Raw genomic sequence first — 15,809 nt, 5'->3', positions numbered from 1 at the left:
AGGTCCGTGGATTACTCGTCAGCGTTATCGCTGTTGTCGCTGTCATCACTATCAGCGCTATCAGCGCCTTCGTGCTCAGGACGGTCGCGACGCTCACGGCGCTCACTGCGGTTTTCTTCAGCCTTGAGCATCTCGGATTGGCCGGTAACGGCTTCTTCGCGACGGATGACCAGGTTACGGATCACTGCATCGTTGTAGCGGAAGTTGTCTTCCAGCTCGGCCAGGGCCTTGCCAGTGCATTCAACGTTCAGCATCACGTAGTGAGCCTTGTGAACATTGTTGATTGCATAGGCCAGTTGACGACGGCCCCAATCTTCCAGACGGTGGATTTTGCCGCCGTCTTCTTCGATCAGCTTGGTGTAACGCTCTACCATGCCGCCGACTTGCTCGCTTTGATCCGGGTGGACCAAAAAGATGATTTCGTAATGACGCATGAATGCTCCTTACGGGTTGTAGCCTGCCGCTCAAAAACGGTCAGACAAGGAGTGAATGACACTTATGGATCTTGCCAAAGGGAGGCACATCGGTGCCCGCCAGGAAGGCAAGGGGCGCAATTGTAGAGAAGGGGGAGGAACGGCGCAAGGTGATTGGTGATTATTTGAACAATCCTCCAAACACCCTAAAACAGATATGGGAGCGGGCTTGCTCGCTCCCACATTTTCGACCTGCGCCAGACTTGGTTATTTCTTAGGCTTGGTTTTGGCCTTGGCGCCACGCTGGCGCTGGGCTTCAAACAGGCACACGCCGGTAGCAACCGACACGTTCAGACTGCTGACACTACCCACCATCGGCAAATGCACCAGGTAATCGCAGTGCTCACGGGTCAGGCGACGCATGCCCTTACCCTCGGCACCCATGATCAAAATGGTCGGGCCGGTGAGGTCCTGGTCATAAATGCTGACCTCAGCCTCGCCTGCCGTACCCACGATCCACAGGCCACGCTGCTGGAGTTTCTCCAGGGTGCGCGCCAGGTTGGTCACAGCCACCAGCGGAATCACTTCCGCCGCGCCGCAGGCCACTTTACGCACGACTGGCGTCAGGGTGGCCGACTTGTCTTTAGGCACAATCACTGCCAGCGCGCCGGCAGCATCCGCCGAACGCAGGCAAGCGCCGAGGTTATGCGGGTCGGTCACGCCGTCCAGCACCAGCAACAGCGGGGCACCTTCGGTACGGTCGAGCAGCTCGTCGAGCATGGCTTCGCCCCAGACCTGACTCGGACTGACGTCTGCAACCACGCCTTGGTGAACGCCCTCAACCCACACGTCCATTTCCCGACGCTCAGCCTGACCGATAGCCACCTTGTTTTGGGTGGCCAGTTCGACCAGCGCTTGCACGCGTGGCTCGCTGCGACCTTCTGCCAGCCACACTTGCTTGACGCGCTTAGGGTGGTGACGCAGCAGTGCTTCTACGGCATGCACGCCGTAGATTTTTTCCAGACTCATGACTTGGCCTTAGGTTTGCGCGACCCACCGCTTTTCGCGGGGGTCGAACCCGCTTTGGGCGGGCCTTTACGGTGCTTACTTGGCTTGCTCGACGGGTTTTCGTCCCCGCGAGACTTTCCCCCAGACACCGCTTTACCACCGCTTTTGGCTTCGTTGAGCAACTGCTGCTTCAACTCGCGGCTTTTGCGCAATTCGGCGTTTTTCGCCGCTGCGTCGCTTGGGCGGTAGGCCTCAGGAGCCTTTTCCTTGGTAGACGAGCGACGACCCGCCTTGGCTGGCGCAGGCTCGGCGGCTGCCGCTTTCGCGGAAGTGCCCCTGCCTTTGCCGGCTGGCGCAGTAGGTTCGCTGCCACGTTTTTTACGGCTGCCCGGCGCCTCGGCAGGCTTCTCAGGCATACCGAAGTCGATCTTGCGCTCGTCAAGGTCGACGCGCATGACCTGCACTTCAACCGTGTCACCCAAACGGAAGCTACGACCGGTGCGCTCGCCCGCGAGGCGGTGATGCACAGGGTCAAAGTGGTAGTAGTCACCCGGCAAGGCGGTGACATGCACCAGACCCTCGACGTAGATATCGGTCAGTTCAACGAACAGACCAAAGCCAGTCACCGCTGTGATCACACCCGGGAACGACTCACCCACGCGATCCTTCATGAACTCGCACTTGAGCCAGTTCACTACGTCGCGAGTGGCTTCGTCTGCACGGCGCTCGCTCATGGAGCATTGCTCGCCCAACTGTTCCAGCGCCGCTTCGTCGTACGGATAGATCCGCGCCTTCGGAATGGTCATCGCACCGGCACGCTTGACGTGCGGGGTGTTTTGCTTGGAATGGATCACGCTACGGATCGCACGGTGAGTGAGCAGGTCCGGGTAACGGCGAATTGGCGAGGTGAAGTGGGTATAGGCTTCGTAATTCAGGCCGAAGTGGCCTTGGTTATCAGCGCTGTACACCGCTTGACTCAGGGAACGCAGCATCACGGTCTGGATCACGTGGTAATCCGGACGGTCCTTGATGCTCGCGAGCAGCGCCTGGTAATCCTTCGGCGATGGGCCATCTTTGCCTTTGTGCAGGGACAGGCCCAACTCACCGAGGAATGCACGCAACTTCTCCAGACGCTCCGGCGGCGGACCGTCGTGCACCCGGTAGAGCGCAGGAATTTCGTGCTTTTTCAGGAATTCAGCAGTGGCCACGTTGGCCGCCAGCATGCATTCCTCGATCAGTTTGTGAGCATCGTTACGCGTGGTCGGGGTGATCGCGGCGATCTTGCGCTCGGAACCGAAGACAATTCGGGTTTCCTGCGTTTCAAAATCGATCGCGCCACGTACGTGACGGGCACCCAGCAACACCTTGTACAGCGCATAGAGCTGCTTGAGGTGCGGAACCACGCCGGCGTACTCGGTACGCAGGGCCTTGGCTTCGCTGGTTTTCGGCGTTTCCAGGATGGTGCTGACCTTGTTGTAGGTCAGGCGCGCCTGGGAGTGGATCACCGCTTCATAGAACTGGTAGTCGGTCATTTCGCCGGTTTTCGAGATGGTCATCTCGCACACCATGGCCAAACGGTCGACTTTCGGGTTCAGGGAGCACAGACCGTTGGACAGCTGCTCAGGCAGCATCGGGATCACGCGCTCAGGGAAGTACACCGAGTTGCCGCGCACCTGGGCTTCGTTGTCCAGGGCCGAACCGATTTTCACGTAGCTGGACACGTCGGCAATGGCGACAAACAGCTTCCAGCCACCCGAGAACAGGCGCAGCTTGCCAGGCTTGGCTTCGCAGTAAACCGCATCGTCGAAGTCGCGGGCATCTTCGCCGTCGATGGTGACGAACGGCAGATGACGCAAGTCGATGCGTTTTTCTTTGTCTTTTTCTTCAACTACCGGCTTGAGCTTGGCGGCTTCTTTCAGCACAGCGTCAGGCCAGACGTGAGGAATATCGTAGGTGCGCAGCGCAACGTCGATTTCCATGCCCGGCGCCATGTAGTTGCCGACCACTTCAACGATATCGCCCTGTGGCTGGAAGCGCGGAGTTGGCCAGTGGGTGATTTTCACCTCGACGAACTGACCGACCTTGGCAGCGCCATTGCGGCCCGGGGTAATCAGCACTTCTTGCTGGACCTTCGGGTTATCCGGCACAACAAAGCCGATACCGCCTTCTTCGAAGTAACGACCGACAATGGACTCGTGGGCGCGGGACACCACTTCAACGATCACACCTTCACGACGACCACGACGGTCCAGGCCGGAAACGCGGGCCAAGGCACGGTCGCCGTCGAACACCAGGCGCATTTGCGCCGGGCTCATGAACAGGTCGTCACTGCCGTCGTCCGGGATCAGGAAGCCGAAGCCGTCACGATGGCCGGCAATGCGACCCAGGATCAGGTCGAGCTTATCCACAGGCGCGTAGGTGCCACGGCGGGTGTAGATCAGTTGAGCGTCGCGCTCCATGGCACGCAAACGGCGGCGCAGGGCTTCGAGCTGGTCTTCGGTGGTCAGACCGAATTCTTCAACCAGTTGCTCACGGCTAGCAGGCGAACCCCGATCAGCGAGATGCGCCAGGATCAGTTCACGGCTAGGAATAGGGTTTTCATATTTTTCCGCTTCACGAGCGGCCTCGGGATCGAGGGACTGCCAATCGGCCATTAGAGAGTTTTCACCTTGTCTATATACGGGTTAGTTTGGCATACGCGTATTGAAACGGGAAATTTCAGGCACGAACAAGCCGTTAAAAGCACTTTACAGCTTCCGAAATACAGCTTGCACGCCCGGCGGTGATATTTTCCAGTTTTTTTTGATAGCGGGGGTTTACAGTACAAATACCACTCCGTATAGTGCGCGCCATCGACGACGGCAACGTTGTTGATGCTGCCCAGGTGGTGAAATTGGTAGACACGCCAGCTTCAGGTGCTGGTGATCGCAAGGTCGTGGAAGTTCGAGTCTTCTCCTGGGCACCAAATTCAGATCAAACCCGCGAAAGCGGGTTTTTTCGTTTCAAGTCTTTGATTTTTAAAGCAAAACCCGATTTATTTTTTCGAATCAGGGGTTTACAGATCAAAAACCCCGCCGTATAGTTCGCCCATCGACAGCGGCAACGTTGCTTGATAATGCCCAGGTGGTGAAATTGGTAGACACGCCAGCTTCAGGTGCTGGTGATCGCAAGGTCGTGGAAGTTCGAGTCTTCTCCTGGGCACCAAATTCAGATCAAACCCGCGAAAGCGGGTTTTTTCGTTTCCGGGGATTGAAAACATTAGCGTGGAAACTTCCCCCGCGATTTCGCCCTCGTCCGCACTTGAGAAGTTTTATCGTTTATCCTTGTAAGTATTTGTTGAATACAAGTGAGGAACAACCCGGATGATGATCCGCGATACCCATCTCAAGACATCCCTTCTGCGTGGCCTGACCATCACTCTGCTCGGCCTGACCCTGCTCTCGCCCACTGCCTATTCCGCCGACAAGGTCTCCCTGACCCTGTACAACGGCCAGCACAAAGAAGTCGGTGATGAACTCGCCAAGGCCTTCGAAGCCAAGACCGGCATTCACGTCAACGTACGCAAAGGCAGCAGCAACCAACTGGCCAGCCAGGTCGCCGAAGAGGGTGACCGCTCCCCTGCCGACGTGATCTACACCGAAGAATCGCCACCACTGAACAAACTCGGCGAACAAGGCCTGCTGGCCAAAATCGACGCGAGCACCCTCGACGTATTGCCCAAGGATTATGTCGGCGCCAATGGCGACTGGATGGGCGTGACCGCACGCACCCGCGTCGTGGCCTTTAACCCAAAACTGATTGCTGAAAAAGACCTGCCGAAATCGGTGTTGGATTTCGCCGGCCCCGAGTGGCAAGGCAAGGTTGGCTTCGTGCCCACCAGTGGCGCATTCCAGGAGCAGGCCGTGGCGATCATCAAGTTGCACGGTCGCGAAGCCGCCGAAGAATGGCTGACCGGCCTGCGTGCCTTCGGCAAGGTGTACAGCAATAATATGGTCGCCCTCAAAGCCGTGGAGAACGGCGAAGTGGCCACTGTGCTGGTGAACAACTACTACTGGTTCGCGCTGAAGAAAGAAAAAACCAACCTGGACTCCCAGTTGCACTACTTCACCAATGGCGATGCCGGCGGCCTGATCACCGTGTCTTCGGCTGCAGCGCTGAAATCCAGCAAGCACCCCAAGGAAGCGCAGCAACTGTTGGCGTTCATGGCCAGCGAAGAAGGCCAACGCGTGATCACCAACACCTCGGCTGAGTACCCGCTGCGCAAAGGCATGGAATCCAAGCGCGGCCTCAAGCCTTTCAGTGAGCTGCAACCTCCGAAAGTCACCCCTGCCGACTTGGGCAACGCCGAAGAAGCCCTGGAACTGGAACGTGACGTTGGCTTGAACTGATGAACCCATCGCTATCCGCCCCTGCCACGCGCAGGGGGTTCAGCCCAAAGCGCAAGCGCCCTTCTATCTGGCTGTTACTGCCCGTGCTGTTGCTGGTTGGCCTGAGCCTGCTGCCGCTGGCGTATGTCGGGCTGAAGGCCTGGCAGGCCGGCTGGGCGGAAGCGGTGCACCTGCTGTGGCGCCCGTACGTGTTCGGGCTGCTGCGCAACACCCTGGCGCTGATGGTCGGCGTGACGCTGGCATGCGGCGTGATCGGCCTGTCGCTGGCCTGGCTGCTGGAGCGCAGCAACCTGCCGGGGCGACGCATATGGGGCGTGATTTTATGCCTGCCGTTTGCGGTGCCGGCATTTGTCAGCAGCTTTACCTGGGTCTCGCTGAGCGCCAACTTCGAAGGGCTCGGCGGCGCGATCCTGGTGATGAGCTTGTCGAAATACCCGCTGGTGTTTTTGCCAGTGGCGGCGACGCTGCGCAACCTTGATCCCTCACTGGAAGAGTCGGCCCGCACCCTGGGGCTGAATCGCTGGAGCGTGTTCTTGCGCGTCACATTGCCTTTGCTATGGCCATCGCTGCTGGCCGGGGCACTGTTGATCGCGCTGCACATGCTGGTGGAATTCGGCGCGCTGTCGATTATCGGACTGCAGACCTTTACCACCGCGATCTACCAGCAATTCGAACTGGAATTCAGCAATGCCAACGCCGCGATGCTCTCGGCAGTGCTCCTGGTGATGTGCCTGACGCTGTTGTGGTTGGAGTTGCGCGTGCGCGGCAAGGGCCGACATGTGCGCATAGGCCAAGGCGCAGCGCGGCACGCCGAGCAGGTTCGACTAGGTAAGTGGGCACCGCTGGGCCAGGCGTATTGCCTGGTACTGGCGATCATCGGCAGCGGCATACCACTGGGGATGCTCGGTTACTGGTTGGCAGTGGGCTCTTCCGCCGCATTCCCGGTGGATGAGATCAGTGAAGCGTTGTTGTCTTCGTTGGCACTTTCTCTCGGCGGTGCGGCGCTGTGCTTAGTATTGGCGGTGCCAGTGGGCCTGCTAGTAGTGCGTTACAAAGGCCAACTGGCAATCTGGGCCGAGCGCCTGCCGTATCTGCTGCACGCCCTGCCCGGCCTGGTGATTGCGCTGACGCTGGTGTATTTCGCCCTGCATTACGTGCCGGCGCTGTATCAGACATCGGCACTGTTGTTGATCGCTTATGCGTTGTTGTTTTTGCCACTGGCCCAGGCGCCGATTCGTACAGCACTGAACAAGGCCGCGCCGCAGCTGGAAGAGGCCGCACGTACGCTGGGGGCGTCGTCGTTCAGTGCGTTTTGCCGAGTGACGCTGCCCATTATTTTCCCGGCATTGGGTGCAGCGTTTGCGCTGGTGTTTCTGGATGCGATGAAGGAATTGACGGCGACGTTGCTGCTGAGCCCGACCGGGTTGAATACATTGGCGACGGCGGTGTGGGCGCATACTTCGAATGTCGAGTTTGCGGCGGCGGCGCCGTATGCGGCGTTGTTGATTCTGGTGTCGGGGTTGCCGGTGTACCTGCTGACGACCCGGATGTATCTGAGCCGCTGAGACCGCTATCGCGGGCAAGCCCGACACCCACATTTGGAATGCATTCCAAGGTGGGAGCCAGGCTTGCTCGCGATGACGCCGGAACAGGCGACGCTAGGCCCGGAACTGTCCCAGGCTTGCCTTCAATTGCGCCGCCAACCCATCCAGCACCTTGCCACTGGCCGTCGTCTCCACCACCGCCTGCGCAGCACGCTCAGCCTGGGCATGGATCACTTCAACGCGACCACGCACCGCATGCGCGCCCTGCGCCTGATGCTCAGCCGCGCGCGTCGCCAAGCCAATCGCCGCATGCACCTGCTCCACCGAGGCCTGCATCGTCTGCTGCAAGCGCACGCTATCGCGCAGCACCAGCAAACCTTCATTGGCCTGGCGTCCGGCCTTGCCGATGGTTTCCACCGCCTCACGGGCGCCTTGCTGCAACGCCACGATATGCGCCTGGATATCACCGGTGGAGCTTTGGGTTTTACTCGCCAGCGCGCGCACCTCGTCTGCCACCACGGCAAAGCCGCGACCGGTCTCACCCGCGCGGGCTGCTTCGATCGCCGCATTGAGCGCCAGCAGGTTGGTTTGCTCGGCGATGCCGTGAATCACGGTCAGCACCACCTCGATCTGCTCGCTTTGCTGGGCCAGACGCTCAATCACTTGGGAGCCTGCCTGCACCTGGCCCGCCAGCGCCTCGATCAAACTGCCGACCTGCGCCGAAGTCCGCGAGTTCTCATCCGTGGCCTGGCGAATATCCACCACCTGCTGCAACGCCGCCTGCATCGCATGGCTTTCGGCTTGCGCTTCGTCTGCCATTTGCGACAGCGCGCGCAAGCTCTCGGCCACTTCATCACGCTGCAAGCCCGCCGCCGCATCAGCACCGGCATTGCGCAAGGTCATGGCGCCGATTTCCACGCCAGTACGCTGGGCCACATCCCCCGCCTCGCGGACGATAGGCTGCAACTTATCCACAAAGCGATTGACCGCCGAGGCCATGTCGCCGATTTCATCCTTGCTGCTGATCTGCACACGCTTGGTGAGGTCGCCCTCACCCGCAGCCAGGTCATCCATGGCTGCGATCAGCAGCTTCAAGCGGTTGACGACACGGCGCCCCAACACGATGGCGATCAGCAGCAATACACCAAAACCGACCAGCGCGAGCCCCATGCCGATGCGCCAGCGTAAGGTGCCAGCAGCCTCCTGAACGGCGCTGGTGGTATTGGCGGTCATCTGGGTGGCCGTGGCTTGCGCGGATTGCAGGCGGGCGCCCATGGCGGCCGCGCTATCAGCCGACGCGCCTTTGAGGCTGTCGCCGACCAGTTGATCGCCGCTGGCAATCAGCGCCGCGAAACGCTTGTCCAGTGCCTGCAGGTCGGCTTCAACCGACACGGTCGAAACACCCATACGGACTTTGCCAATTTCTACCCCATTGGGGCTGATAGACGCCTCGACGTAGTACACGGAAGGGTCGTTCTTGGCCGCGTCGAGCACCTTATCCAATGCGCGATCACCCACTCCCTTGGCCAGCAGCGCCTGGTTGATCGGATTCTCGCGATTCAGGTAGCGGGTCAAATGCTCACCCGCGGCGTCGTCATAAACTACAAATAGTACGTTGGGATTGCGCTGCGCACGGCGCGCAAACTCCGACAACGTCGGCACGTCGCTGTCCCACATGGCGCGAGGCGCTACAGAGGCCAGTAGTTGCGCCATGTCATTGGCAGAGTCTTGCAGGTCTTTTTCCAGGGTCGCACGCAGCTGCTTCTGCTCTTCTTGCAGGCGGGTCGAAAGCCCTGCTGTCAGGCGCTGACGGGTGCTGCTAGACAAGCTATCCAGACTGGACGTGACTTCTTTACCAGCCTGCGCCAGTTCGCCAGACAGTTTCTGGCTATCGATGCCCAGGCGATTGCCCAGATCAGCCTCCAGCGCCGTGACCGTGCTGCGTGTGAGAGCAACCGCTACCAGCACTTGCACCAAAAGAGCGATACCTAGGGTAACGAACACCGGCCGCAACAGACGGCTTTGTAACAATGAGAGAACGGCAGACATCGGGAATCCCTCGACCACGGGTGCCATTAATTTGATAGCACCGCGAAAGAGAGAACCAAAGCAAAGGTCGTGCCGCTAAGGCGACAGAAACGACAAAGGGCTCCATTAGGAGCCCTTTGCTTTTTACATCAACAGCTTATTAAGCGAACGGGTGACGCAGAACGATGGTTTCGTTGCGGTCCGGACCTGTCGAAATAATGTCGATGGGTGCGCCGATCAGCTCTTCAACACGCTTGATGTAGGCACGAGCGTTAGCTGGCAGCTCTTCCAGGGTTTTGGCACCCACGGTCGATTCGGTCCAGCCCGGCACTTCTTCGTACACAGGCTGCAGGCCCACGTAGCTGTCAGCGTCAGTCGGGGCAACGTCCTTGCCTTCTGCATCTTTATAGCCGATGCAGATATTGATGGTTTCCAAGCCGTCGAGTACGTCCAGCTTGGTCAGGCAGATGCCCGAGATGCTGTTCACATCGATAGCGCGACGCAGGATAACGGCGTCGAACCAGCCACACCGACGAGCGCGGCCGGTGGTTGCGCCGAACTCGTGGCCTTGTTTGGCCAGGTGCGCACCGACTTCGTCGAACAACTCAGTCGGGAATGGACCTGAGCCTACACGGGTGGTGTAAGCCTTGGTGATGCCCAGGATGTAGTCCAGGAACATAGGACCAACGCCCGAGCCAGTCGCAACGCCGCCCGCGGTAGTGTTGGAGCTGGTCACGTACGGGTAGGTACCGTGGTCGATGTCCAGCAACGAACCCTGGGCACCTTCGAACATGATGTCCTTGCCAGCGCGACGCAGATCGTGCAACTCAGCCGTCACGTCCAGCATCAGCGGCTTGAGCAGCTCAGCGTATTCCTTGCACTCGGCCAAGGTCTTTTCAAACTCGATGGCCGCCTCTTTGTAGTAACCCACCAGCATGAAGTTGTGGTAATCCACCAGTTCACGCAGCTTGTCTTCGAAGCGCGGCATGTTCAGCAGGTCGCCAACACGCAGGCCACGACGAGCCACCTTGTCTTCATACGCAGGGCCGATGCCGCGACCAGTAGTACCGATCTTCAGCTCGCCACGGGCCTTTTCACGGGCCTGGTCCAGCGCTACGTGGAAGGACAGGATCAGCGGGCAGGACGGGCTGATACGCAGGCGCTCGCGCACCGGTACGCCTTTCTCTTCCAGCTTGGTGATCTCGCGCAACAGGGCGTCAGGTGCAACCACCACGCCGTTGCCGATCAGGCACTGCACGCCTTCGCGCAGCACTCCCGACGGGATCAGGTGCAAAACGGTTTTTTCGCCATCGATGACCAGGGTGTGGCCAGCGTTGTGGCCACCTTGGTAGCGCACTACGGCGGCAGCATGTTCGGTCAGCAGATCAACGATCTTGCCTTTGCCCTCATCACCCCATTGGGTGCCCAGGACTACGACATTCTTACCCATAACACTTGTCCTCATTCGCGCAAACTTGGTGCCGGCGATGGCCGGCAGGAAAACTCAAGAAGCCAGTGGCGATACTTGCCAAAGCCCGTTCTGCAGAATCAATTGCCGGTCGCAGTCCGCTTCACGGGCGGCGGCCAATGGCTGACCAGGCAAGGCCTGGACAACGCGCTGACCTTCACTGCGCAACTGGCAAACCTGCTGCCAGAGTGCTGCGTCCGTACTGTCGGGCATCCAGATGCCACCAGACGGCAGCTCGACCTCAGCACGCCCCAGGGTCACCAGGGTTTTCAAATCGGTGGAAAAGCCGGTGGCCGGACGCGCACGGCCAAAATCGGCGCCGATATCGTCATAACGACCGCCTTGGGCGATGGCTTGGCCGACGCCTGGTACAAACACCGCGAACACCACACCGGTGTGGTAGTGATAGCCGCGCAACTCACCCAGGTCAAAATACAGCGGCAGCTGCGGGAACCGTGCCGACAACTGCTCGGCAATCGCCAGCACATCGTCCAGCGCAGCCAGTACTGGTGCCGGCGCATTGGCCAGGCGCTCACGCGCAGCCACCAGCACTTCACGGCCGCCGCACAGGTTCACCAGCGCACGCAGCATGTCGGCCAGATCGGCAGGCACGCCAGCGGTCAGGGCAATCACTTCATCGATGGCCTTGCGTTGCAGGGCATCGAACAACTGTTGTTCCACTTCACCGGACAAACCGGCTGCGCGGGCCAGGCCACGGTAGATACCCACGTGGCCCAAGTCCATGTGGACATCAGGTACTTCAGCCAATTGCAGCATGGCCAGCATCAAGCTGATCACCTCAACGTCGCTGCTCGGGCTGGCATCGCCGTACAACTCGGCACCCAATTGGATCGGGCTGCGCGAAGACGACAGTGCACGCGGTTGCGCATGCAGCACGCTGCCGGCATAGCACAGGCGGCTAGGGCCTTCGCGACGCAGGGTGTGTGCATCAATGCGCGCCACTTGCGGCGTGATGTCGGCACGAAAGCCCATTTGCCGGCCCGATTGCGGGTCGATGACTTTGAAGGTGCGCAGATCCAGGTCCTGGCCCGCGCCGGTCAGCAGGGATTCCAGGTACTCGATATGGGGGGTCACGACAAACTCGTAACCCCAGCTCTGGAACAGATCCAACACCTGGCGACGCGCTACTTCAATGCGCGCAGCCTCCGGTGGCAGTACTTCTTCGATGCCATCTGGCAGCAGCCAGCGGTCTACCGTTGCCATTACGCCATTCCCCTATGATCCGGGCGGCCAGCCCTCGGCCGAGCCTTGAGTAGAGCAGAAAATACCCGCCCCTTGCATAAACCACGCGCAAGAACGACGTGACGAACGACCTATCACCGGCCTCGTCGGGCACTTTCCTCGAAAAACCTGTAACGCCTGCCGAATCAAACATGCAGACGCAAAAAAGCCGGGAATTTCCCGGCTGCCGCATCATACACCCGTTTTCTGAAAGGATCACCCCGCCAGGCGTTTTAGCCGCCCGACGGGAGTGACACCTACAGAATCACAGGCTGGTTACTTGGACTTTTCCAGGTAGCGGAAGAAGTCGCTGCTTGGGTCCAGCACCATGACGTCGGTTTTGTTCGCGAAGCTTTCACGGTAGGCACGCAGGCTACGGTAGAACGCGTAGAACTCCTGGTCCTGGCCGTAGGCCTTGGCGTAGATCGAAGCAGCTTGGGCATCACCATCACCACGGGCCTCTTCAGACTCGCGATAGGCTTCGGCCAACAGTACACGGCGCTGACGATCGGCATCCGCACGGATACCTTCCGCCAACTCGTTACCCTTGGCGCGGTGCTCACGGGCTTCACGCTCACGCTCGGTGCTCATACGCTCGAACACGCTGCGATTCACTTCCTTCGGCAGGTCGATAGCCTTGACCCGAACATCAACCACTTCGATGCCCAGCTCTTTTTCCGCCATCGTGTTCAGCGAACGCGTGATGTCAGCCATCAGCGCATCACGCTCACCGGATACCACCTCGTGCAGGGTGCGCTTACCAAACTGGTCACGCAGGCCCGACTCCAGACGGCGCGACAAACGCTCGTCAGCAATCTGCTTGAGGCCGGAGGTCGCAGTGTAGAAGCGCTCGGCATCCTTGACGCGCCACTTGGCGTAGGCGTCAACCATCACGGCTTTCTTTTCCAGGGTCAGGAAGCGCTGTGTCGGAGCATCCAGGGTCATCAGGCGGGCGTCAAACTTACGCACCTGGTTGACGTAGGGAACTTTCACATGCAAGCCCGGCTGGACATCCGCCTGGACCACGCGACCGAATTGCAGCAGCACCGCACGCTCGGTCTGAGCCACGATGTAGAAGCAGTTCCAGGCAGCGATGACCACGACGACGCCCACAATCAGGGCGGTCAGCGATTTATTGCTCATCAACGACTCTCCCTGGTACGTGTTTGCTGTTGAGACAAGTCAGCGGCCGCACGGGCGCTCGCTTCGTTGGCAGCGGCATTGGAACCGGTGGACGGTGCGCCGGTGCTGCTACGACCACCTTCGATCATCTTGTCCAGCGGCAGGTAGAGCAGGTTGTTCTGCCCGCCTTTGCTGCCAGTCACGAGAACCTTGCTGGTGTTGCTGAAGACTTCCTGCATGGTGTCCAGGTACAGACGCTCACGCGTAACTTCCGGCGCCTTGCGGTACTCGGCGACCAGTTTGGTAAAGCGATCCGCCTCACCCTTGGCACGGGAGACCACTTCGTCGCGGTAACCATTGGCATCCTCAAGGATACGCTGGGCCTGACCACGGGCTTCCGGCACGACGCCGTTGGCGTAGGTTTCAGCCTGGTTGCGCGAACGCTGCTCGTCTTCACGGGCACGGATCACATCATCAAAGGCTTCCTGCACTTCGCGCGGCGCGGCTGCGTTCTGTACGTTGACCTGGGTGACGGTAATACCGGTGCGATAGGTATCGAGGAACCGTTGCAGGCGCTCCTTGATTTCGCTGGCCATCAACTCACGACCTTCGGTAAGCACCTGGTCCATGGCGGTAGAACCCACCACGTGGCGCAGGGCGCTTTCAGTTGCGTGTTGCAGGCTGATTTCCGGCTGGTCAACGTTCAGCACGTAGTCCTGCAGGTTGCTGATCTTGTACTGCACGGTCAGCGGCACTTCGACGATGTTCTCGTCTTCGGTCAGCATCTGGCCCTGCTTGGTGTAGGCACGCTCACGCGTGACATTCTCCATGTACTTCTTATCGATCGGCGGGAAGTAGATGTTCAGGCCCGGACCGACGGTTTCGTAGTACTTGCCGAAGCGCAACACCACGGCTTGCTCCTGCTCGTCCACCACGTAAACGGCGCTGTACAGCCATACGGCCGCCAGCACGACAAGACCCAGGCCAAGCAGGCCATAGCCACCGCCCTTGCTTGTGCGACCGCCGTCGTCACCACCACGTTTTTTCCCACCACCGAACAACCCATTCAGGCTTTCCTGCAGCTTTCGGAAGGCCTCGTCGAGATCTGGTGGCCCTTTGCGGTCGCCATTATTGCGGCGTTTACCACCCCAAGGATCCTGATTATTCGAGTTGCCACCCGGCTCATTCCAAGCCATAGCGCTCTCCATCTGATAAAGCAAAGACGCACCCACGGCGCGCCGACCAATGCTACAGAATGCCTGCCACCGCGGCACAACCGCTTTGGGAGGCTTTTATTGCAAAGTGTGTTGTTCGATGAACTCTGCCGGTATAGCGCCTTCACGGCTGACCAGCCGATTCAGCTCCGAGCGCGGCAATCGAACGGCCAGCAAGCTGACCCCCTCTTCGTCGTGTTCTTCTTTCTGTACCGCGCCCAATTCGAAAAACTGTGCACGCAGTCGAGCAAAACGCTGCGGCAAGCGCAAGGTGCCAACGAACAAATCGCCGCCGAGCAATTCGGCAATGGCTTGTTCAAGCAACTCAAGACCACTGCCATCACGCGCCGATAGCCAGACCCGCTGGGGCTTGCCGTTCTCGTCGCGCTGGATTTGTGGCTCAACCCCTTCAAGCAAATCGAGTTTGTTATAGACCTCGAGGATCGGCAAGTCCTGGGCACCAATCTCGCCCAGCACCAGCATCACCTGTTCAATCTGCAACATGCGATCCGGTTCAGCCGCATCAATCACATGCAACAGCAGGTCGGAATTGCTCGACTCTTCGAGCGTAGACCGAAATGCCTCGACCAGCTTGTGCGGCAGGTGACGAATGAAACCCACGGTATCGGCCAGGACAATCGGCCCCAGGTCGTCCAGATCCAGACGGCGCAAGGTCGGGTCGAGGGTCGCGAACAGTTGGTCGGCCGCGTACACGTCCGATTTCGTCACGTTATTGAAGAGTGTGGATTTGCCGGCGTTGGTATAGCCCACCAGGGACACGGTAGGGATATCCGCACGGGAACGGCCACGTCGCGATTGCTCGCGCTGGCTGCGCACCTTCTCGAGGCGACCCTTGATCTGGCGCAGGCGAACCCGCAGCAGACGTCGGTCGGTTTCGAGCTGGGTCTCACCAGGGCCACGCATGCCGATACCGCCACCTTGACGCTCAAGGTGAGTCCAGCCGCGAACCAGCCGGGTACTCATGTGGTCAAGCTGGGCCAGTTCAACCTGGAGCTTGCCTTCATGGGTACGGGCGCGCTGAGCGAAAATATCCAGAATCAGACCGGTACGGTCGATCACGCGACACTCGAAAACACGTTCGAGGTTACGTTCCTGACTGGGCGTGAGGACGTGATTGAAGATCACCAGATCAGCTTCTTCAGCGTGGACCAAGTCGCGAAGCTCCTCGACCTTGCCGCTGCCGATCAGGTATTTGGCGGTTGGCCGATGACGCGGCACGTTAAAAAACGCAACGGTCTCGGCGCCGGCCGAATTTGCCAACTCCTGAAACTCCTGCGGATCTTCGCGCGCCTCAGGGTCCTGTCCATCCAAGTGAACGAGGATTACTCGCTCACCACCACCGTGGCGCTCAAAGAACAAAG

At 59.6% G+C, this 15,809-nt stretch carries 11 protein-coding genes and 2 tRNA genes; 4 read left to right on the top strand and 9 right to left on the bottom strand.

Annotation, left to right across the window (positions count from 1 at the left end; all coding sequences use genetic code 11):
* Positions 1-11: 11 nt before the first annotated feature.
* From rpsF to rnr, 3 genes are all read right to left on the bottom strand, one after another.
* The gene (rpsF, locus tag AACY08_RS22650; protein ID WP_003236224.1) at positions 12-434 is read right to left on the bottom strand and encodes a 30S ribosomal protein S6; all 423 of its coding nucleotides are present in this window, start codon (positions 432-434) and stop codon (positions 12-14) included.
* A gap of 246 nt (positions 435-680) precedes the next feature.
* Complete coding sequence (gene rlmB / locus AACY08_RS22645; protein ID WP_339471480.1) at positions 681-1,442, bottom strand: 23S rRNA (guanosine(2251)-2'-O)-methyltransferase RlmB; 762 nt, start codon at positions 1,440-1,442, stop codon at positions 681-683.
* Positions 1,439-4,075: a ribonuclease R gene (gene rnr, locus AACY08_RS22640; protein ID WP_339415663.1), complete on the bottom strand. Its 2,637-nt coding sequence runs from the start codon at positions 4,073-4,075 to the stop codon at positions 1,439-1,441. The genes rlmB and rnr overlap by 4 nt, the downstream gene beginning before the upstream one ends.
* A 224-nt stretch (positions 4,076-4,299) precedes the next feature.
* Here rnr and AACY08_RS22635 point away from each other — a divergent pair.
* The 4 genes from AACY08_RS22635 (at position 4,300) to AACY08_RS22620 (ending at position 7,374) form a co-directional block, all read left to right on the top strand.
* A tRNA-Leu gene (locus tag AACY08_RS22635) sits at positions 4,300-4,386 on the top strand.
* Between the two features lie 152 nt (positions 4,387-4,538).
* Positions 4,539-4,625 (top strand) — tRNA-Leu (locus tag AACY08_RS22630).
* 158 nt (positions 4,626-4,783) lie between these two features.
* A complete protein-coding gene (locus AACY08_RS22625; RefSeq protein WP_339471479.1) occupies positions 4,784-5,809 on the top strand; it encodes an extracellular solute-binding protein in 1,026 nt (341 codons plus the stop codon).
* Positions 5,809-7,374: an ABC transporter permease gene (locus AACY08_RS22620; protein WP_339471478.1), complete on the top strand. Its 1,566-nt coding sequence runs from the start codon at positions 5,809-5,811 to the stop codon at positions 7,372-7,374. The genes AACY08_RS22625 and AACY08_RS22620 overlap by 1 nt, the downstream gene beginning before the upstream one ends.
* A gap of 93 nt (positions 7,375-7,467) precedes the next feature.
* Here AACY08_RS22620 and AACY08_RS22615 read toward each other — a convergent pair whose 3' ends face one another.
* The 6 genes from AACY08_RS22615 to hflX all read right to left on the bottom strand — a co-directional run bounded on the left by AACY08_RS22615 (position 7,468) and on the right by hflX (position 15,807).
* Positions 7,468-9,402, bottom strand: coding sequence for a methyl-accepting chemotaxis protein (locus tag AACY08_RS22615; RefSeq protein WP_339471477.1), 1,935 nt, complete (start codon positions 9,400-9,402; stop codon positions 7,468-7,470).
* 139 nt (positions 9,403-9,541) lie between these two features.
* Positions 9,542-10,831, bottom strand: coding sequence for an adenylosuccinate synthase (locus AACY08_RS22610; protein WP_339415659.1), 1,290 nt, complete (start codon positions 10,829-10,831; stop codon positions 9,542-9,544).
* A 54-nt stretch (positions 10,832-10,885) separates the two neighbouring features.
* Entirely contained in the window at positions 10,886-12,073 is a 1,188-nt protein-coding gene (locus AACY08_RS22605; RefSeq protein ID WP_339471476.1) for an ATP phosphoribosyltransferase regulatory subunit, read from the bottom strand.
* 294 nt (positions 12,074-12,367) lie between these two features.
* A complete protein-coding gene (gene hflC / locus AACY08_RS22600; protein ID WP_017849753.1) occupies positions 12,368-13,234 on the bottom strand; it encodes a protease modulator HflC in 867 nt (288 codons plus the stop codon).
* Positions 13,234-14,409: an FtsH protease activity modulator HflK gene (gene hflK / locus AACY08_RS22595; protein WP_339415654.1), complete on the bottom strand. Its 1,176-nt coding sequence runs from the start codon at positions 14,407-14,409 to the stop codon at positions 13,234-13,236. Before hflK ends, hflC begins: the two co-directional genes overlap by 1 nt.
* 96 nt (positions 14,410-14,505) lie before the next feature.
* The gene (gene hflX / locus AACY08_RS22590) at positions 14,506-15,807 is read right to left on the bottom strand and encodes a ribosome rescue GTPase HflX (RefSeq protein ID WP_339471474.1); all 1,302 of its coding nucleotides are present in this window, start codon (positions 15,805-15,807) and stop codon (positions 14,506-14,508) included.
* Positions 15,808-15,809 lie beyond the last annotated feature (2 nt).

Origin of the sequence: Pseudomonas sp. EL_65y_Pfl1_R83 (genome assembly GCF_963970695.1) — a bacterium.
In the GTDB taxonomy this organism is placed as follows: domain Bacteria; phylum Pseudomonadota; class Gammaproteobacteria; order Pseudomonadales; family Pseudomonadaceae; genus Aquipseudomonas; species Aquipseudomonas tritici.
This window is presented reverse-complemented; position numbering and strand designations above follow the sequence as displayed.